The sequence below is a fragment of the Neisseria sp. P0016.S008 genome (assembly GCF_051957775.1).
In the GTDB taxonomy this organism is placed as follows: domain Bacteria; phylum Pseudomonadota; class Gammaproteobacteria; order Burkholderiales; family Neisseriaceae; genus Neisseria; species Neisseria flavescens_B.
This window is the reverse complement of record NZ_JBQCWB010000007.1, coordinates 71,478-90,340: the sequence shown is the minus strand read 5'-3', so window position 1 is coordinate 90,340 and position 18,863 is coordinate 71,478. Positions and strand designations below refer to the sequence as shown.

Annotated in this window: 15 protein-coding genes; 8 read left to right on the top strand and 7 right to left on the bottom strand. The window is 49.0% G+C overall.

The annotated features are described in order from the left end of the window. Nucleotides 1-137 precede the first annotated feature (137 nt). The 4 genes from ACTHS8_RS09425 to ACTHS8_RS09410 all read left to right on the top strand — a co-directional run bounded on the left by ACTHS8_RS09425 (nt 138) and on the right by ACTHS8_RS09410 (nt 2,968). The gene (locus ACTHS8_RS09425) at nt 138-842 is read left to right on the top strand and encodes a peptidoglycan DD-metalloendopeptidase family protein (protein ID WP_440373553.1); all 705 of its coding nucleotides are present in this window, start codon (nt 138-140) and stop codon (nt 840-842) included. Between the two features lie 173 nt (nt 843-1,015). After that, nucleotides 1,016-1,510, top strand: coding sequence for a hypothetical protein (locus tag ACTHS8_RS09420; protein WP_036491298.1), 495 nt, complete (start codon nt 1,016-1,018; stop codon nt 1,508-1,510). A gap of 192 nt (nt 1,511-1,702) precedes the next feature. Then, on the top strand, nt 1,703-2,662 hold the full coding sequence (locus ACTHS8_RS09415) for a DnaJ C-terminal domain-containing protein (protein WP_063068882.1): 960 nt from the start codon (nt 1,703-1,705) through the stop codon (nt 2,660-2,662). A 15-nt stretch (nt 2,663-2,677) separates the two neighbouring features. Then, nucleotides 2,678-2,968: a chaperone modulator CbpM gene (locus tag ACTHS8_RS09410; protein WP_003685006.1), complete on the top strand. Its 291-nt coding sequence runs from the start codon at nt 2,678-2,680 to the stop codon at nt 2,966-2,968. Between the two features lie 117 nt (nt 2,969-3,085). Here ACTHS8_RS09410 and ACTHS8_RS09405 read toward each other — a convergent pair whose 3' ends face one another. Continuing rightward, nucleotides 3,086-3,280: a YbdD/YjiX family protein gene (locus ACTHS8_RS09405; RefSeq protein WP_128581713.1), complete on the bottom strand. Its 195-nt coding sequence runs from the start codon at nt 3,278-3,280 to the stop codon at nt 3,086-3,088. Beyond that, entirely contained in the window at nt 3,270-5,351 is a 2,082-nt protein-coding gene (locus ACTHS8_RS09400) for a carbon starvation CstA family protein (protein ID WP_440373552.1), read from the bottom strand. The genes ACTHS8_RS09405 and ACTHS8_RS09400 overlap by 11 nt, the downstream gene beginning before the upstream one ends. Nucleotides 5,352-5,681: 330 nt before the next feature. Here ACTHS8_RS09400 and ACTHS8_RS09395 point away from each other — a divergent pair, with 330 nt between their 5' ends. Further along, on the top strand, nt 5,682-6,425 hold the full coding sequence (locus ACTHS8_RS09395; RefSeq protein ID WP_371509346.1) for a pseudouridine synthase: 744 nt from the start codon (nt 5,682-5,684) through the stop codon (nt 6,423-6,425). 59 nt (nt 6,426-6,484) lie between these two features. Here ACTHS8_RS09395 and alr read toward each other — a convergent pair whose 3' ends face one another. Then, nucleotides 6,485-7,543 carry an alanine racemase gene (alr, locus tag ACTHS8_RS09390; RefSeq protein WP_440373551.1) on the bottom strand — a complete coding sequence of 353 codons (1,059 nt, stop codon included), beginning with the start codon at nt 7,541-7,543 and terminating at the stop codon, nt 6,485-6,487. Nucleotides 7,544-7,749: 206 nt separating this feature from the next. Between alr and ACTHS8_RS09385 the strand changes: the two genes are divergently transcribed. Together ACTHS8_RS09385 and ACTHS8_RS09380 are read left to right on the top strand one after the other, a co-directional pair. Next, complete coding sequence (locus tag ACTHS8_RS09385; RefSeq protein WP_003747450.1) at nt 7,750-8,211, top strand: winged helix-turn-helix transcriptional regulator; 462 nt, start codon at nt 7,750-7,752, stop codon at nt 8,209-8,211. 575 nt (nt 8,212-8,786) lie between these two features. Further along, nucleotides 8,787-10,124 (top strand): GTPase/DUF3482 domain-containing protein, encoded by a 1,338-nt coding sequence (locus tag ACTHS8_RS09380; RefSeq protein ID WP_440373550.1) that lies wholly within the window; start codon nt 8,787-8,789, stop codon nt 10,122-10,124. Nucleotides 10,125-10,197: 73 nt separating this feature from the next. Here the strand turns inward: ACTHS8_RS09380 and ACTHS8_RS09375 are convergent, their stop codons facing one another. Genes ACTHS8_RS09375 through ACTHS8_RS09365 form a run of 3 tightly spaced genes read right to left on the bottom strand, consistent with a single transcriptional unit; the run spans nt 10,198 to nt 16,153 of the window. Beyond that, nucleotides 10,198-11,604, bottom strand: coding sequence for an efflux transporter outer membrane subunit (locus tag ACTHS8_RS09375; RefSeq protein ID WP_440373549.1), 1,407 nt, complete (start codon nt 11,602-11,604; stop codon nt 10,198-10,200). Between the two features lie 56 nt (nt 11,605-11,660). Then, nucleotides 11,661-14,873 carry an efflux RND transporter permease subunit gene (locus ACTHS8_RS09370; protein ID WP_440373548.1) on the bottom strand — a complete coding sequence of 1,071 codons (3,213 nt, stop codon included), beginning with the start codon at nt 14,871-14,873 and terminating at the stop codon, nt 11,661-11,663. 11 nt (nt 14,874-14,884) lie between these two features. Continuing rightward, complete coding sequence (locus ACTHS8_RS09365) at nt 14,885-16,153, bottom strand: efflux RND transporter periplasmic adaptor subunit (RefSeq protein ID WP_296185541.1); 1,269 nt, start codon at nt 16,151-16,153, stop codon at nt 14,885-14,887. Between the two features lie 224 nt (nt 16,154-16,377). On the opposite strand from ACTHS8_RS09365, the gene mtrR reads away from it, so the two are divergent. Next, complete coding sequence (gene mtrR / locus ACTHS8_RS09360; protein ID WP_440373547.1) at nt 16,378-17,013, top strand: multidrug efflux system transcriptional repressor MtrR; 636 nt, start codon at nt 16,378-16,380, stop codon at nt 17,011-17,013. 65 nt (nt 17,014-17,078) lie between these two features. Here mtrR and ettA read toward each other — a convergent pair whose 3' ends face one another. Next, nucleotides 17,079-18,755, bottom strand: coding sequence for an energy-dependent translational throttle protein EttA (gene ettA / locus ACTHS8_RS09355; protein WP_440373546.1), 1,677 nt, complete (start codon nt 18,753-18,755; stop codon nt 17,079-17,081). Nucleotides 18,756-18,863 lie beyond the last annotated feature (108 nt).

The following is an 18,863-nucleotide window of genomic DNA, read 5'->3' as shown; positions in this document are numbered from 1 at the left end:
AAAGATTCTGCCATACCCACAAATTCTCAATGGTACTATATTGCCTTTCCGCATTTTATCCCATGCCTTTTGAGTGAACCTTTTTTCACTCTTCCTATCTATCATACACAGCATAACGATACATTTCGAAACAACCCATGAATACAAATTTTATTTCCACCTTTCAGACGGCCTTAAAACGTCTGGCCCTCATCAGCACCATTGCCGTCTTAGCAGCCTGCGCCGGCAACAACACTTCTTCCAACCGCGCCGTACCCGACGGCTACTACAAAGTCCGCCCCGGCGATACCCTGACCCAAATCGCCAAACGCTACGGACAAAACGTCAATACACTGGTTGCATGGAATAACCTTCCCAACGCCTCACAAATCGAAGTCGGCCAAGTATTGCGCGTCCGCCGTCATGTTGCCCCACGCAACACTGCTACGCAGCAACGCCAAGCAACCGCCGTTACCCCGATCAACCGGTTAAGCTTGCAATGGCCGACCGATAACGCCTCATCCTCCATTATCCAACGCTATAACGGCACAACCAGTAAAGGCATAGATATTGCAGGCACACAAGGCCAACAAATCCGCTCCGCCGCAGCCGGTACCGTCATCTACGTTGGCGAAGAAGTCCGCGGCTACGGTAAGCTGATTTTGATCAGCCACAATGACTACACCATTACCGCCTATGCCCACAACGACACGCTTTTAGTACAAAAAGATCAAAAAGTCCAAGCCGGCCAAGTTATTGCCACCATGGGCAGCAGCGATACAGACAGCGTCAAGCTGCATTTTGAAGTTCGTCTAAACGGCAAAGCAGTCGATCCCCTGCCTTATTTGACCAGAACGAATTAATGCTCCAATCAAAAGGCCGTCTGAAATAGCAGTATTTCAGACGGCCTTTTGATTTGTCTTATCATACACACCCATTTCAACAAAGCATTTACCTACTGAACTTATGTTGATTGAGTGAAAACGCCGTTATACAATGGCGACTCTTTTTAACATTCTATTTTAGGTGCTCTACTATGTCTCCTAACCGCATCCTTGCAACCGCATTCTTGTTTGCTTCTGCATTTGCCAGCGCAGATGTCCATATTGATGAAAGCATCCCTTACCGTCATGCAGAAGAAATCGATACCCGTATCGTTTCCGAGTGTTTACAAATTGGCAACGTCATGTCCAAATCTTTGCAAGAAACTGCAGCCAAAAGTGATGTAACTATTGTCCGTGACGGTAAAAAACAAGGCACATACGCAGATATCTCCATTACTTCCGCCATGAGCGCAGGCGTAGCCTTTGTCGGCCACGCCAAAAGTATTACAGCCGTTGCCACTTTGTATGTTGATGGCGAAGAAGTCAATAAAAAAACCTTCACCCGCAATTCTTCCGGTGGCATGCTCGGTGTTTATAAAAGCTCTTGTGCAGTCTTAAATCGCACTTCTAAAGTCTTGGGTTCAGATATTGCCCAATGGATTGTTAGCGAACAAAAAACGCTCAAGACAAATAAAACCCCAATTTGATAAAGGCCGTCTGAAAAACCGTATTTCAGACGGCCTTTATATTTTCTATTTCTCTAAAAACAAAGAAATAAATTACCCATTAATCATTGTCAGAAATAGAGAATTTTATTTCCAATGCCCTTGATTTTAGAATATCTACCCTCAATTATTAAAACTATAAGAATTTTGTATATGAGCAGTCAAAGGAATAACATGGCAGAAAAAAACTATTATGAAATACTAGGCGTTGCCAAAGATGCGGATGAGGCCGAAATCAAAAAAGCCTACCGAAAACTGGTGCGCAAATACCACCCCGATGTCAGCAAAGAACCTGACGCAGCCGAACGTACAGTAGAAATCAACCGTGCCTACGAAACGCTTTCCGATAAAGAAAAGCGGGCCGAATACGATGAAATGTTGGCTAATCCTTACGGACGCAGCGCCGGAGGCAATCCGTTCGGTCAAGGTGGCAATCCGTTTGGCAATGGATTTAACGGTGGCGGCTTCCACTATGAACGTCATGAAGGCGAACCATTCGGAGCGGGAGACTTCAATTTTGAAGATCTGTTTTCATCATTCCGCCAATCCCACACTCGTTCCGAGCAACCCCGCGGCCCAATAAAAGGCGAGGATCAACATGCTGAATTGAGTATTGATATTTACGCAGCGTATGTTGGCGCAGAACGTAGCATGACTTTGAATGTGCCGACTCTAGACGAATACGGACGTGCGGTTTATCAAAATAAAACCCTCAACGTCAAAATCCCCAAAGGCATTGCAGAAGGCCAACAAATCCGTTTGGCCGGTCAAGGTTTGCCGGGATACAACGGCGGGGAAAACGGTGACTTGTACTTAAAAATCAAGTTCCACGACCAACCTGATTTATATGTCAAAAACAGGAAAGACGTATATCAAACAATAGATGTCAAACCTTGGGAAGCCGTATTGGGCGGCAAAATCATCGTCCCTACCGCTTCAGGCCGCTTACAGGTCAATCTGCCTGCCAACAGCCAAAGCGGTAAAAGCATCCGCCTTAAAGGCAAAGGTATTCCTGCAAAAGAAGCCGGAGACCTTTATCTTAATATCCGCATTAATGTTCCGCCAGTAGAGAGCGAAGCCGACCGTGCCGCATGGGAAAAATTGGCCGAACACTTTGCCGCAAAACAAGCATAAGAGAAAGGATAAATTATGATTCAGTCCTCCGATATTACCCTTACTTTTGAAGAAATCGTTGCCGCCAGCCGCTGCCGTCGCGATTGGCTGTTGGAACTTATAGCAGAAGACATCATCAGCATCGATGGTGCACCTGAAAAAAGCACCTTCAGTGGTTTTCATCTTGCCCGCATCCGTCGCGCACAACGCTTAAGCCGTGATTTTGAGGCCGGCATTCCCGCATTGGGGCTGATTATGCGGTTGTTAGACGAGGTGGAAGAACTCAGAAAAATACAGCGTCCGCTGGTACTACTCGAAGAAGAGTAAATAGTGGCAAGTTGTTCGATTAAATATTGATGACAAGACAAAATCTTTGATGTTTATTGATATTCCATAATGAAAGGCCGTCTGAAAATATTTTCAGACGGCCTTTTTATGCCTTCATTAACAACAGCGTCCACCGTTGCTGCCGCAACGGCGTTTTCGGCAGTAGTCTTGGAATTGTAGCTCGGTCATGACCGGTGCGTCGGGATTATGTCTGCGTTGACGGGCAACGTAGTTTTCATAATCTGGGACACCGGCCATCAAGTTTGCTGTCAGCTTGATGGTTTTCCACCAAGATGCGAGCTTATGCTTCATTCTGAACCTCCGGCTGTTTACCGTCGCGGTACACTGCTGGAATTTCTTTAGCAGTTGGCCAGCCAACTTTACGGGCTTTCATGGCGGTACGGAAACCGTACACGGCGACAATCACGACAACTGCCAGGAACAAAGCGGTCAGACCGGCATTGATTTGGTCGTTGAAGATGATTTGTGACATTTCGCCAATGTCTTTTGCAGGAGCAAGAACTTCACCTGAAGCCAAGGCATCGCGGTATTTGCCTGCGTGAGCCAAGAAGCTGACACGTGGGTCGCTGTGGAACAGTTTTTGCAAACCGGCATAGCAGGTCACAAACAATACACCGACAGCAGGAACCAAGGTTACCCAAACATAGCGGTCGCGTTTCATTTTCACCAATACGACGGTACACATAATCAACGCTACGCCTGCAAGCATTTGGTTGGCGATACCGAACAACGGCCAGAGCGAGTTGATACCACCCAGAGGGTCGGTTACGCCGGTATAGAGGAAGTAACCCCACAATGCCACAGCCAAGAATGTTGCAACCAAGTTGGCAGGGATAGAGTCCGTGTTACCGAATGGTTTGTAGAAGATACTGCCCAAGTCTTGAATCATGAAACGGGCAACGCGTGTACCGGCATCAACCGCGGTCAAGATAAACAAGGCTTCAAACAGCAAGGCAAAGTGATACCAGAACGCCATCATGGCTTCGCCCGGAATCAGACGGCTCATGATGTGTGCCATACCGACTGCAAGGGTTGGTGCGCCACCTGCACGAGACAGAATGGTGTTTTCGCCCACTTCTTTAGCAGTGTGTAACAGGGTTGCGGCATCAACAGGGAAGTTCAGTTTAGTGGTGATGACTTCGGCAGCTGTGTTGGCATCTGTACCAATCAGCGCGGCCGGGCTGTTCATCGCGAAGTACACGCCTGGTTCAAGCGAAGCGGCGGCAGCCAGAGCCATAATGGCCACAAAGCTTTCCATAATCATGCCGCCGTAACCAATCATGCGAACGTGGGTTTCGTTTTCCACCATTTTTGGCGTGGTACCTGAAGAAATCAGCGCATGGAAGCCTGAAACCGCACCACAAGCAATGGTAATGAACAAGAATGGGAACAGTGCACCGGAGAATACCGGGCCTGAACCATCGATAAAGTGGGTAACTGCAGGCATTTGCAGAGTCGGGTTAACAATAACGATACCCAACGCCAAAGCTGCAATCGTACCGATTTTCAGGAAGGTAGACAGATAGTCGCGCGGAGTCAGCAAGAGCCAAACCGGCAATACGGAAGCCACGAAACCGTAAATCATAATCGCCCAAGTCAGCTGAATGCCGTCAAGGTCAAACCAGTGACCAAAGGAGCTATTGGCAACATCTTCACCATAAATCACAGCCAACATCAGCAAAATAAAACCAACGATGGAAATCTCACCAATTTTGCCCGGACGGATATAACGGGTGTAGATACCCATAAACAGGGCAATCGGCATAGTCGCTGCGATGGTGAACGTACCCCAAGGGCTGTGAACCAATGCTTTCACAACGATCAGCGCCAACACCGCCATAATGATGACCATAATCATCAAAATACCGATGGATGCAATCACGCCTGGGACGGTACCGAGTTCTTGTTTCACGATATCGCCCAAAGACTTACCGTCACGGCGCATGGAGACGAACAAGACCATCATATCCTGTACGGCACCGGCAAATACCACGCCGAAGATAATCCACAAAGTACCGGGCAGATAACCCATTTGCGCTGCCAATACAGGACCAACCAAAGGGCCTGCGCCGGCAATAGCGGCAAAGTGGTGGCCGAACAGTACGCCTTTATGTGTGGGAACATAGTCCAAGCCGTCATTGTGGCGTTCTGCCGGAGTCAGACGGTTAGGATCAAGCTGCATCACACGGTTGGCAATGTAAAGACTGTAAAAACGGTAGGCAATGCAGTATACCGAAATGGCGGCCGTAACCATCCAAATCGCACTGACCTGCTCGCCACGGCTGAGAGCTAAAGTAGTAAAGGAGGCCAAGCCTACCAAAACCACGATACCCCAGATCAAAAATGATTTGAGCGATTTCATTAATTTATCCTTAAAACGTGATGCACAAAGGCTTGCTTTAGCGACAAACTGCCTTAATGCGCTTCAGAAAGACCAATCATTATAGTCTTCATGATTTTATGAGTAAAATGTCATTTCAACCCAAATTCGACTGAAAACAAAATGATTAGTTCGTCCGTAAGGTTAACACAAACAGACAATACACCCTTTAGTTTTTACTTTAAAACTAAAAATTTCTTAGCATATCGCAAATGAAAGGCCGTCTGAAAACCCAAATCTTCAGTTTTCAGACGGCCTAACAAACGGTCAATGCTATAATCCGACATTCCCATTTCTCTATATTGCCATACCATGCAAAACAACGATTCCGAAACCATGCGCCTCTCCAAACGCATGGCACAATTGGGCTTATGCTCGCGCCGCGAGGCAGACAGCTACATTGAGCAAGGCTGGGTCAAAGTCAACGGCCAAACCGCCGTACTCGGTCAAAAAGTCACCGAGCGCGACCGTATCGACCTCAACAAACAAGCCCATGAAAAACAAGCAGCGCGCGTAACCATCCTTCTGAACAAACCCGTCGGCTACGTCAGCGCGCAGGCAGAAAAAGGCTATAAGTCCGCTGCCGAACTCATTACCGCCGACAACCATTGGGAAGGCGACGACAGCCGTATCCCTTTCAGCGAAAAGCACAAATTCGGCTTAGCCCCTGCCGGCCGCCTGGATATCGACTCCGTCGGATTATTGGTACTCACTCAGGATGGCCGCATTGCCAAACAGCTGATTGGCGAAAACAGCAGCAGCGAAAAAGAATACCTTGTCCGCGTCCGTGGCAAACTGGACGACAAAGGCCTCGCCCTGCTCAACCATGGCTTGAGTTTGGACGGAGAAAAATTGCGCCCCGCCAAAGTCGAATGGCAAAACGAAGACCAGTTGCGCTTTATTTTGCAACAAGGCAAAAAACGCCAAATCCGCCGCATGTGCGAACTGGTCGGCCTGCGCGTCGTCGGTTTGAAACGCATCCGCATGGGCAAAGTAAAACTCGGCCGACTGCCGCCGGGCAAGTGGCGTTATTTACGCGCTGACGAATCGTTTTAATTGCAGATAACAAAAAGGCCGTCTGAAAACACATTTCAGACGGCCCGATCTTTTACTGCTTACTCGATATAAGTAAACTTCGCACGTTTAATATTGCAGAGGATTTCGTACGGAATCATACCGGCAACTTCGGAAACTTCATTGATATTAATCACATCGCCCCAAAGCTCGACTTCCGCGCCCAAGCCTTCTTTCGAGGCTTCCAGCTCAACCGTAATCATATCCATAGATACCCTGCCGATAATACGGCTGCGTTTGCCATCCACTGCCACAGGGGAATTAGTAGAAGCACGACGCGGATAGCCGTCGGCATAGCCACAGGCAATCAAACCGACACGGGTAGATTTGCTGGTGTAGAACGTTGCGCCGTAGCCAATCGGAGAATGTGGTTGCAACACGCGCTCGCCGAAAACACGGGAAGTCAGGCGCATAACAGGTTTCAAACGCTCATCCACGCCGCCGAAAGGCGAAATACCATACAAGGCCAGACCGGCACGTCCCCAATCGCGCCGCGCTTCAGGCACGTTCAAAATCGCGGCGGAATTGGCCAAGCTCTCTTCGCCTTCCAAACCCTCACACGCCAAATCAAACGCTTCAAGCTGCATTTCGGTCATGCCGTTTTCCGGTTCGTCCGCGCAGGCAAAATGGCTGAATTTCACAATGTTTTCAACCGATTCGGATTGTTTCAATGCAGTATAGGCGGCGGCATAGTTATGCGGAAAGAAACCGGCACGGTGCATACCCGAGTCCATTTTCAGCCATACAGTTGTCGGACGTCGCCACTCATGATGCACAAACGCCTCCAACTGCCATTGGCTGCCGATTGCCGGCCACAAATCATAACGGTCAACATCCGCATACTCTGCAGCCTCAAACACGCCTTCCAATAAAACAATCGGATTTTTAATGCCGTTTTGACGCAATTCCACGCCTTCATCTACCGTTGCCACCGCAAAACCGTCGGCAATATCCGCCAACGCATGTGCACATCTGACCGCGCCATGCCCGTAAGCATCGGCCTTAATCACAGCCAACAATTTATTGCCGTGCAACTCTTTGAGAAGACGATAATTTTGACGTAAATTATCCAAACGGATTTGCGCATTGAGCGGACGCATAATGTATTCCTCTTATCGGCATCCGTTTCAGACGGCCTGCCCTATTACTTTGAAGCGAATATTATAGGTCAAAAACCATACAGGATTCCATGAAATACACAAGATTAATATCTTCCTTCCGCCTTACCTTTAAGGATTTATGCTTCTTCTGAGCCTGTTTTAAGGTTATGATGTCATCCAAATTGAAAACGACAAGCATCAAAGCCATGAAAGAACTCGACAAAACCGACTTAAAAATTCTCAAGCTCCTGCAACAAAACGCACGCATCCCCATGACCGAATTGGCTGAAAAAGTCGGCCTCTCCACTACGCCGGTAACCGAACGTGTCCGACGCTTGGAACGCGACAACCTCATCACCGGCTATCACGCCCATCTGAATCCACATGCCTTAGGTCAAAGCCTCTTGGTCTTTGTCGAACTGAAACTGCGTTCAAAATCCGGCAATATTTTTGAAGACTTCAAACGCGAAGTGCTGAAGATTCCGCAAATTTTGGAATGCCACTTGGTCTCCGGCGAATACGACTACCTCATCAAAGTCCGCCTGCCCAATATGTCCGCCTATCGCGATATGCTCGGCAATATCCTGCTGCAACTGCCGGCTGCAGCCGAAAGCCGCAGCTATGTTGTCATGGAAGAAGTCAAAGAAGAAGTAGTATTAGACATCTAATTCCATTTAACCAACAAAGGCCGTCTGAAAGATTACAACATTCAGACGGCCTTTGTTTTAAACAGGCAAAAAAAAATGCACACATCCGATAGAATGTGTGCCAAGTCTACAAAGGAGAAATAGAGGAGAAACTATTAACTGACTACTCGAACCAGCTAACGAAACGAATTATGCAACAAGAGATTCAACCATGCAAGTATTTTTCTTGTAAAGTTTCTTAATTATCCAATTTACAGAACTTAAATGTAATCATGTTTCAATTCAGATAAAAAAATGCGCATACCGTTTCGATATGCGCCAAGTCTACAAAGGAGAAATAGAGGAGAAAAATCAAGCTGCATCAAGCAACTCAACGGCGCGAATTATCCTAGCCTTCTACCCGACTGTCAACTGTTTTCCTACCTATTTTCAAGCATTTTGCCAAAAAACAACAAATCCGCTATTCCCCTCTTTTTCTGGCTATTTTCGCCCATATATAAAGGAAATTCAGGGCCGTCTGAAACACATATTGCCACTACAGGCAAACAGCCCCATACTCACACATTCATAGCCCATATCCGTCCCAACCCACAACCATGACCACCCCACTTTCCCTTGCCGTCGTCGGCCATACCAACACAGGCAAAACCTCGCTCTTACGTACGCTTTTGCGCGACAGCACCTTCGGCGAAGTGAAAAACGCGCCCTCGACCACGCGCCATGTCGAAGAAGCCCTCATCAACGATGGCGATGACAGCTTGGTTTACCTCTACGACACACCCGGCCTCGAAGATGCCGGCGGCGTGTTGGACTGGCTGGAAACCCACACATCCGCACGCGATGACGGCATTGAGCGCATCCAGCAATTCCTCAGCAATCATGAAGCGCATCACGAATTCAACCAAGAGGCCAAAGTGCTGCGCCAAGTCATGCAAAGCGATATGGCCATGTACGTTATCGATGCGCGGGAACCTGTCCTCGACAAATACAAAGACGAGCTGACCATTTTGTCTTGGTGCGCCAAGCCCATCATGCCCGTGTTCAACTTTACCCAAAATCAAGACCTGACCGCTTGGACCAATATGCTCGCCCGCAGAAACCTGCATGTTTACGCCGGTTTCGATACCGTTGCCTTCGACTTTGAAGGCGAAATCCGATTGTGGGACAACCTTGCCACCATGTTACCTAAGCGCGACACCCTCGACCGCCTCATCAATATGCGCCGTCGCGAGTGGCAACGGCTGGATACGGAAGCGCGCCGTGAAATTGCCGATTTTCTGCTGGATGCCGCTGCATTTACCCAAGAAATTGCCGAAAACGACGACCCTGCCCCGACTTTGGAAGTCATGCAATCGGAAATCCGACAACTTGAGCGGCAAATGCAACAACGCCTGTTCACACTTTACCGCTTCTATCACGACGAAGTCGGCAGCGACAGCACATGGATGCCCAAAGCCTTCAAACAAGATCCGTTTGACAGCGAATTGCTCAAACATTACGGCATCCGTACCGGTACCGGCGCAACCGCAGGCGCACTCATCGGCTTAGGCTTGGACATTGCCACGCTTGGCGGTTCGCTTGGTTTGGGTACGGCCATCGGCGGACTATTGGGCGGCATTTTGCCCAATGCCCAAGACATCACCGACAAAATCAACGGCCGACAAACCCTGCATACCGATCCGGAAACCCTTACCCTGCTCGCCGCACGCGCACTGGATTTGTTGCACGTCTTGCAAACGCGCGGCCATGCGGCTCAATCGCATATCGAGTTAAACGAACGCAAAGCGCCATGGAATGCGGCCAAACTGCCAAGCGAACTCAACAAAGCACGCAGCAACCGCAAATGGTCTTCGCTCAACACACACCAGCCCGAAGCCAGCCGTAACGAACGCTCAGCCTATGTCGGTTCTTTAAGCGAGAAATTAAAAGTTTAAAATCTCTGTTTAACAAAAAGGCCGTCTGAAACCCAAACGTTTCAGACGGCCTTTTGATTTTAGCTGACAAAACTTATTCGGCAGCTTTGGTTTCGCGTTTCAAACCGCCACCAAGCGCTTTATACAAGTCGGCAAGGTTTTCCAGACGGGTCAGCTGATTAGCCAAAAGAGCAGTTTCTGCGCCGTAACTGCTGCGTTCGGCATCTAATAAATCCAATGCGCTGGATACGCCATGTTTGTAACGCAGGCTGATGAGGCGCAGGCTGTCGTTGTAGGCACGGCTTTGCTTGCTCAACGCTTCATAGCTTTTATCCAGCTGTTCGCGCGCAACCAAAGCATTGGAAACGTCTTTAAATGCGGATTGAACAGCGGCTTCATAAGCAACAATTTGTACCTGTTGGCGCAGTTTGGCTACGTCAAGATTGGCTTTGTTGGTACCCCAGTCAAAGATAGGCAGCGTGATGGACGGTGCAAAAGCCCAAACACCTGTACCGCTCTTAAACAGGCCGCTCAACTCGCCGGAAGCCGTACCGACCGAACCGGTCAGGCTGATGCGAGGGAAGAAGGCCGCACGTGCCGCACCGATATTGGCATTGGCTTGTTTGAGCGAGTGTTCGGCTGCGCGGATATCCGGGCGGTTGAGCAATACGTCCGAACTCAAACCGGCAGGCAGTTTGGTCAATTTGAACTGTTTGCTCAAAGGCAAACCGGCAGGCAAGTCTTCGGGCAAAGGTTGATTAATCAGCATGGCCAAAGAATTGCGTGCTTGCTCACGGTTTTTCACTGCGGATGCGTAATCGGCTTTGGCCGATTCAATCAACGCTTCCTGTTGGCGCAAATCAACGGCGGAAATCACGCCTGCTTTATGGCGCAATTGCGAGAGCTTGTAAGTCGCCTCACGGGTTTGCAACACACGTTGTGCCAATGCCATGCTTTCTTCAGCGTAGCGTTCGTTAAAATAGGCTTTGGCAACGGTAGAAATCAAGGTCAGATGTGCGGCATCGCGGTTGGCGGCTACATTGAAATAACCTTGCAAAGCGGCTTCGCTGGTGCTGCGGACTCGGCCGAAAAGGTCGAGTTCATAAGAGGCCGCGCCCAAACCCACGCTGTATTGGCTGCTGACGCTTCCGCCGCTCAAGCTGCCTTGACGCGAACCTGTACCGCTGGCATTGACGGTTGGCAACAAATTATTACGCGCAATCATATATTGCTTGCGGTAGATTTCCGCATTCAGTGCGGCTGTACGCAAATCGGTATTGCGTTCCAATGCGATGTCGATCAGGCGGTGAAGGCGCGGATCGGCAAAGTAATCTTGCCAACCCAATTCAGCGGCACGGATACCGTCGTCAACAGTGTCGTATTTAAACGTATCGGCAACGGCAACTTGGGGCTGCTCATATTTCGGTATCATGGTACAGGCCGACAAAGCCACGGCGGCGGCAATGGCGGTCAGTACAGGTTTGAATGTAATCTTCTTCATTTTAGAATCCTTTAGCATTTTGAGGCCGTCTGAAAATTTTTCAGACGGCCTTTGCTTTAGTGCTTGTCTGAATCTTGTTTACCGTCTTCAATCATGCCGGCTTCAGCGGCGTGTTTGGCGGCCATCTCATGCTCGTGTGCGGTTTCTTTAAAGAATTTGCGCACAACCACATAGAACAAAGGCACAAGGAACACAGACAGAATCGTACCGATCAACATACCCCAGACCACGGTCGTACCAATCGCACGTTGGCTGGCGGAGCTGGCACCGCTGGCAACATAAAGCGGTACCACGCCCAAGATGAAGGCAAACGAAGTCATGATAATCGGACGGAAACGCAGGTGTGCGGCGGCAAGCGCAGCTTCAAGCGCGCTCTTGCCTTGCGCTTGCAGGTCTTTGGCAAACTCGATAATCAAAATCGCGTTTTTCGCACTCAAACCCATCACCGTAACGAAACCGACTTGGAAGTAGATATCGTTGGCGTATGCCGGAATGCTGCCCAGCAGTGCTTCAAACATGTTGCGGCCGGTCACGCCCAATGCCGCGCCAATCAAGCCCAACGGAATCACAAGGATAACCGCCAACGGGATAGACCAGCTTTCGTACAAAGCAGCCAATACCAAGAATACAGCGGCAGCGGCCAATGCATACAACACGACAGTTTGCGAGCTGCCTTTGGCCTCTTCACGAGACTGGCCGCCCCATTCCAGGCTGTAACCGCCACCCATGTCATCAACCATTTGCTGTACCGCAGCCATGGCTTGACCGGAAGACACGCCATTAACAGGCGAGCCGGAAAGCTCCATTGCCGGATAACCATTGAAGCGGACGCTTTGTTCCATACCGTTTTCCCAAGAAACAGTAGCAATGGTAGAAAGCGGTACGGCAACGCCGGATTTATTCGGTACAGTCAGGTTCAGAATATCGGCAGGCTGCATACGGGCACTCGCATCAGCTTGTACCATCACGCGTTGCAGACGGCCTTGATTCGGGAAGTCGTTTACATAAGACGAACCCAAAGCAGAAGCCAAAGCAGTACGGATGTCAGAGAACGAAATACCTTGTGCTGCTGCGGCAGAGCGGTCGATGTCGATTTTCAACTGCGGCGCATCTTCCAAACCGCTCGCACGAACGGTACTTGGGTTAAACAAACCGCTTTTGCGCATTTTGTCAATCAACTCATTGCGCTTGGCCAATAATGCGGCATGGCCGCTGTTGTTACGGTCTTGCAGGTAAATCGTCAAGCCGGAGCCTGTACCCAATTCCATAATGGCAGGAGGCACAATCGCCAAACCGAAACCGTCTTTCAGCGTAGCCATCATCATGCCGGTCAACTTACCGGAAATAGAAGTCGCATCGCTGCCCGGAGCAGTACGTTCGCTCCAGTCTTTCAGAATGACAAAGCCCAAAGCCATGTTTTGGCCGGAACCGCTAAAACTAAAGCCGGAAACGGTAACAATGTTCTCGATCTCAGGTACAGATTTCGCCAGTTGAGTGATTTGAGCCAAAGTTGCATCGGTACGCTCTTTGGTCGCGCCGGCAGGCAGCTGTACGCTCAACATCAAGTTACCTTGGTCTTCAGTCGGCAAGAAGGAAGTCGGCAGACGCATAAACAGGAATACGCCCACAACAGTCAAACCGATATAGACAACCATCATGCGCAAAGTCTTGCGCAAGACTTTGGCTACCCAGCCTTCGTAGCCGTGTGTCCAGTTGTCGAATTTCTTGTTAAACCAACCGAAGAAACCTTTTTTCTCTTCGTGATGACCCTTCTGAATCGGCTTGAGCATGGTGGCACACAATGCCGGAGTCAGCGTCAAAGCAAGGAATGCGGAGAAGCCGATCGATGCCACCATGGTCAGGGCAAACTGTTTGTAAATGTTACCGGTTGCACCGCTAAACATTGCCAGCGGCACAAATACGGACATCAACACGGCAGTAATACCGATCACCGCGCCGGAAATCTGACTCATCGCTTTTTTGGTTGCAGCCTTAGGCGGCAGACCTTCGCTCGCCATAATATGCTCAACGTTTTCAACGACCACAATCGCATCATCGACCACAATACCAATTACCAATACCATCGCAAACATGGTCAATACGTTAATCGACATACCCATGTATGAGATAAAGGCAAAACCGCCCAACAGGGAAATCGGTACAACAATGGTCGGAATCAGCGTAAAGCGGATGTTTTGCAGGAAGAGATACATCACTAAGAATACCAATACGATGGCTTCCAAAAGCGTATGGATCACTTTCTCAATCGAAATTTCCACAAATTTGGAAGTATCGTAAGGAACTTTCCAGCTCATGCCGTCCGGGAAATACTTCTGCAAAACCGCCATTTTTTCTTTCACGGCAGTCGCCGTTGCCAAAGCGTTACCGCTGTTGGACAGCATCACTGCCATACCGGTGGTGTTCACGCCGTTCAAACGTGTGGAAGTAGAATAGTCCTGCATACCCAAGCTGACTTTGGCAACGTCTTTCAGATAGACATTAGAACCATCGGTATTGGATACCAAAATGATGTTGCCAAACTCTTCAGCAGTGCTCAGCTGACCTTGCGCCGTCACAGTTGCTGAAATAGTCTGACCTGCAGCCGCCGGCAAAGAACCGATAGAGCCTGCAGAAATTTGGATATTTTGTGTCGCAAGCGCATTGGTTACCGTTGCAAAAGACAGGTTGTAGTTTTGCAGTTTTTTCGGGTCAACCCAAATACGCATGGCGCGTTGCGCACCAAACAATTGTACCTGCCCTACGCCGTCAATACGCTGCAGTTCAGGAATGATATTGCGCTGGGCGTAATCGTTCATTTCCTCAATGGATTGCTTTTCAGAAGAAAGCATGACCACTTGCAAGAAGTTGGAACGCGCTTTAGATACGGTTACACCATATTGCTGTACGGTAGACGGCAATGTGGACAACACTTCCGACAATTTGTTCTGCACGTCTACCTGCGCCAAATCTTCATTGGTTTCCGGTGTAAACGTCAGACTGACGCTGCCGCTGCCACTGGAATTGGCAGAAGTCGTCATATAGTCCAAACCTTCCACACCGTACATATTACGTTCGATAACGGCCAGTACGCTGTCTTCCATTACCTGAGCCGAAGCGCCCGGATAAGTAGCGCGCAAAGTAATAGTCGGTGCAGCAACGGACGGATATTGGGAAATCGGCAGTTTTTGAATGCCGAAAATACCCGCTGCGATGATAAAAATCGCAATAACCCATGCAAAGATGGGGCGGTCAATAAAAAACTTAGACATTCACGCGTTCCTTATTTGGCTTCAGATGCAGCTTTAGCTTCAGGCTTGGCCTCGGATGCAGCCTGGCCGTCTGAAACTGCCGGGGTTGCCGCTGCGGCGTTTGCAGGCGGCGTCCATTCTTTCGGCGTTACCTTTTTAGCACCTGACATAGCGGCAATGCTGGTACCTTCGACAACCACTTTGTCGCCGTCTTTCAGGCCGTCTGTAATCACCCAATTAGTACCTTGCTGTTGGGCTACGGTCACGACACGCGCTTCCATTTCGCTCTTGTCATTCACCACCATCACAGTATCTTTTGTACCGCGGGTAACTGCTTGTTGCGGCACTACAAATGCATTATCAACAGCCACTTGCTCCATCAATACGCGTACATACAAGCCCGGCATCAAGATATTTCTGTCATTAGGAATGGCAGCGCGCAAGGTAATTTGACCGGTCGTTTCGTTGACAGTCGGATCTGCAAACAGCAGACGGCCTTTTTCAGGGTAAACCGTACCGTCGTCAAATTTGATATCCACTGCAATCGCGCCGTTTGCCGCCAACAATTTGCCTTCGGCAACCTGTTGACGCAGTTTCATGACCTCACTCGCAGACTGGGTAACATTGACATACATCGGATTGGTTTGTTGGATGGTGGCCAAAACAGTGGTATCGCCGGAATTCAGCAGCGTACCTTCAGAAACTTTAGATTGACCGATAAAGCCGGAAATCGGCGCAGTAATGCGGGAGCGGTTCAGGCTGATACCGGCAGATTTGATGGCTGCTTGAGCGGATTTGACGCCTGCCTCTGCCGAACGCTTGGCCGTTACGGCCGCATCATATTCTTGTTGGCTGATGGCATCGGCGGCAACCAGCGGTTTGTAGCGGGCTAAGTCGGCATTCGCTTTAGCCAAAGTAGCTTGCGCACTCGCCAACTGGGCGCGTGCGCTTTCTAAGTTTGCTTCATAAGTTGAGCTGTCGATTTGGTACAAAGGCTGACCGGCTTGCACATAGCTGCCCTCTTGGAACAGGCGTTTTTGCAGAATACCGCCGACTTGGGCGCGAACTTCGGCAGTACGCAACGATTCCAGACGGCCCGGCAATTCGGTTGTCAATGCAACGGTTTCCGGATGCACAGTAACCACACGGACTTCAGGCGCAGGTTGTTTTTGCTGTTGCTGACTGCCTTGCGCCTGTTGGCCGGCTGCTTTTTCATCGCCTTTGCCGCAAGCGGAAAGCGCCAACGCAGTAGCTGCTGCAATTGCCGCGACACGCATCATTTTAGAAGCATAAAGAGCCATAATTTTCCTATCTCTATGATAAATAAGGGTTTGACTAATTAAAAATTGATTACTTTAATCTCATATTTCACAAACAGAAATTGCCTGCTTTTGGCTGATTATATTATTTATATAGTGCTGAGAAACACTATCAAGTATTGAATCGAATTATACATACATTCTTGCATGTTCAGAAGTAATTTTTTATAATCCGAACCATAAATTTACATTTCCTACAAAAAACCATGAGAAGAACCAAAACCGAAGCCTTAAAAACCAAAGAATATCTCATGCTTGCCGCATTGGATACGTTTTATAAGAAAGGCATTGCCCGCACCTCGCTCAACGAAATCGCCCAAGCCGCAGGCGTAACGCGCGGCGCGCTGTATTGGCATTTCAAAAACAAAGAAGATTTGTTTGACGCCTTGTTCCAACGGATTTGCGACGACATCGAAAGCTGCATAAAAGAAGACTCGAACAATAATAACGAACAGGCTTGGTCAAGCTTCCGCCTGACCCTGACCTGTTTCTTCGAGCGCCTGCAACACAACGAGCTTCACTATAAATTTCACAGCATTTTGTTTTTAAAATGCGAACACACCGAGCAAAACGAGGCGGTTATTGCCATCGCTAAAAAACACCAATCACTATGGCGTGAAAAAATCGTTGCTGTCCTGACTGATGCAGTACAACAAAAAGCGTTGGCGGATAATTTAGATATCAACATGGCGGTCATATTCATCAAGTCTTCATTAGACGGCTTGATTTGGCGCTGGCTTTCTTCAGGTCAAGGCTTCGATTTAGCACAAACTGCCCCACGTATGATTGAAATCATCATTGATACATTGGAAAACCATCCGCAATTAAGAAAACAATCATAAACATCAAAAATAAAAGGCCGTCTGAAACATTAAAAGTTTCAGACGGCCTTTGGGTTCAAACCTAATTAACGTGTTACCGGTTTGTAACGGATACGTTTCGGTTTCGCGCCCTCTTCGCCCAAACGGCGTTTCTTATCGGCTTCGTATTCCTGATAGTTGCCGTCAAAGAACACCCATTTAGAGTCGCCTTCACAAGCCAAGATATGCGTAGCGATACGGTCGAGGAACCAGCGGTCGTGCGAAATCACCATCACGCTGCCGGCAAATTCCAGCAATGCATCTTCCAGCGCGCGCAGGGTTTCCACGTCAAGGTCGTTGGACGGTTCGTCTAGCAGCAACACATTGCCGCCACTCAACAAAGTTTTTGCCAAGTGCAGACGACCGCGTTCACCACCAGACAATTGACCTGCGATTTTGCTTTGGTCGCTGCCTTTAAAGTTGAAGCGTCCCAAATATTGGCGGGCTGGAATTTCAAACTGGCCAACCTGCAAAATGTCGCGACCTTCGGCAATGTTGTCGAACACGGTTTTGTCGTTTTGCAAACCTTCACGGCTTTGGTCAATCAGGCTCATTTTCACGGTTTGCCCGATTTTCACTTCGCCCGAATCAGGCTGCTCTTTGCCCGCAATCATTTTAAACAGCGTAGATTTACCCGCGCCATTCGGGCCGATGATGCCGACAATCGCGCCAGCAGGTACTTTGAAGCTCAAATCGTCAATCAGCACTTTATCGCCAAACGATTTGGAAACGTTCACAAATTCAATCACTTCGTTACCCAAACGCTCGGCAACAGGGATAAAGATTTCCTGCGTTTCATTGCGTTTTTGGTATTCGTAGTTGCTCATTTCTTCAAAACGCGCCAAACGCGCTTTGGACTTGGCTTGGCGGCCTTTGGCATTTTGGCGCACCCATTCCAATTCCTGCTTCATCGCTTTCACGCGCGCGGCTTCGGATTTCGCCTCGTTTTCCAAGCGTTTTTCTTTCTGCTCCAGCCAAGACGAGTAATTGCCTTTCCACGGAATACCGTGTCCGCGGTCGAGTTCCAAAATCCATTCGGCGGCATTGTCCAAGAAGTAGCGGTCGTGCGTTACCGCAACCACGGTACCTGGGAAGCGTACCAAGAATTGCTCCAGCCATTCGACAGATTCTGCGTCCAAGTGGTTGGTCGGCTCGTCAAGCAGTAGCATATCGGGCTTGCTCAATAAGAGTTTGCACAAAGCCACACGGCGTTTTTCACCGCCGGACAAATTGCCGATTTTGGCATCCCAATCAGGCAGGCGCAGCGCGTCAGCAGCAATTTCCAATTCGTGTTCCGCACCGCCGCCGGTAGATGAACCAGCCGCAATAATCGCTTCCAAGCGACCTTGTTCTTCCGCTAATGCGTCAAAATCCGCATCAGGATTGGCATACTCGGCATACACTTCTTCCAAGCGTTTTTGTGCAGCAGCTACTTCGCCCAAACCGCTTTCCACTTCCTCACGCACGGTTTTCTCAGGATCAAGCTCAGGCTCTTGCGGCAGGTAGCCGATTTTAATGCCGCACATCGGCACGGCTTCGCCCTCGAATTCTTTATCCACGCCCGCCATAATCCGCAGTACAGTAGATTTACCCGCACCGTTCAAACCGAGCAAACCAATTTTTGCACCGGGGAAAAATGAAAGGGAAATGTCTTTAATAATGGTTTTTTGCGGCGGCACAACCTTGCTCACGCGCAGCATAGAATAGACGTATTGTTGGGACATAGTTTTCTCGTTTCCGTCAAACAAATTTCAGACGGCCCATTTTAACCTATTGCCCAAATACTTGCTTGTTCAAATGCCGTCTGAAAATAGAAATAAGCATCAAAATAT

Coding starts and splice junctions, on each gene's coding strand:
- mtrR (WP_440373547.1), top strand. CDS start 16,378: ATGAGAAGAACCAAAACCGAAGCCTTAAAAACCAAAGAATATCTCATG.
- ACTHS8_RS09420 (WP_036491298.1), top strand. CDS start 1,016: ATGTCTCCTAACCGCATCCTTGCAACCGCATTCTTGTTTGCTTCTGCA.
- ACTHS8_RS09415 (WP_063068882.1), top strand. CDS start 1,703: ATGGCAGAAAAAAACTATTATGAAATACTAGGCGTTGCCAAAGATGCG.
- ACTHS8_RS09405 (WP_128581713.1), bottom strand. CDS start 3,280: ATGAAGCATAAGCTCGCATCTTGGTGGAAAACCATCAAGCTGACAGCA.
- ettA (WP_440373546.1), bottom strand. CDS start 18,755: ATGTCCCAACAATACGTCTATTCTATGCTGCGCGTGAGCAAGGTTGTG.
- ACTHS8_RS09370 (WP_440373548.1), bottom strand. CDS start 14,873: ATGTCTAAGTTTTTTATTGACCGCCCCATCTTTGCATGGGTTATTGCG.
- ACTHS8_RS09395 (WP_371509346.1), top strand. CDS start 5,682: ATGCAAAACAACGATTCCGAAACCATGCGCCTCTCCAAACGCATGGCA.
- alr (WP_440373551.1), bottom strand. CDS start 7,543: ATGCGTCCGCTCAATGCGCAAATCCGTTTGGATAATTTACGTCAAAAT.
- ACTHS8_RS09425 (WP_440373553.1), top strand. CDS start 138: ATGAATACAAATTTTATTTCCACCTTTCAGACGGCCTTAAAACGTCTG.
- ACTHS8_RS09365 (WP_296185541.1), bottom strand. CDS start 16,153: ATGGCTCTTTATGCTTCTAAAATGATGCGTGTCGCGGCAATTGCAGCA.
- ACTHS8_RS09375 (WP_440373549.1), bottom strand. CDS start 11,604: ATGAAGAAGATTACATTCAAACCTGTACTGACCGCCATTGCCGCCGCC.
- ACTHS8_RS09380 (WP_440373550.1), top strand. CDS start 8,787: ATGACCACCCCACTTTCCCTTGCCGTCGTCGGCCATACCAACACAGGC.
- ACTHS8_RS09385 (WP_003747450.1), top strand. CDS start 7,750: ATGAAAGAACTCGACAAAACCGACTTAAAAATTCTCAAGCTCCTGCAA.
- ACTHS8_RS09410 (WP_003685006.1), top strand. CDS start 2,678: ATGATTCAGTCCTCCGATATTACCCTTACTTTTGAAGAAATCGTTGCC.
- ACTHS8_RS09400 (WP_440373552.1), bottom strand. CDS start 5,351: ATGAAATCGCTCAAATCATTTTTGATCTGGGGTATCGTGGTTTTGGTA.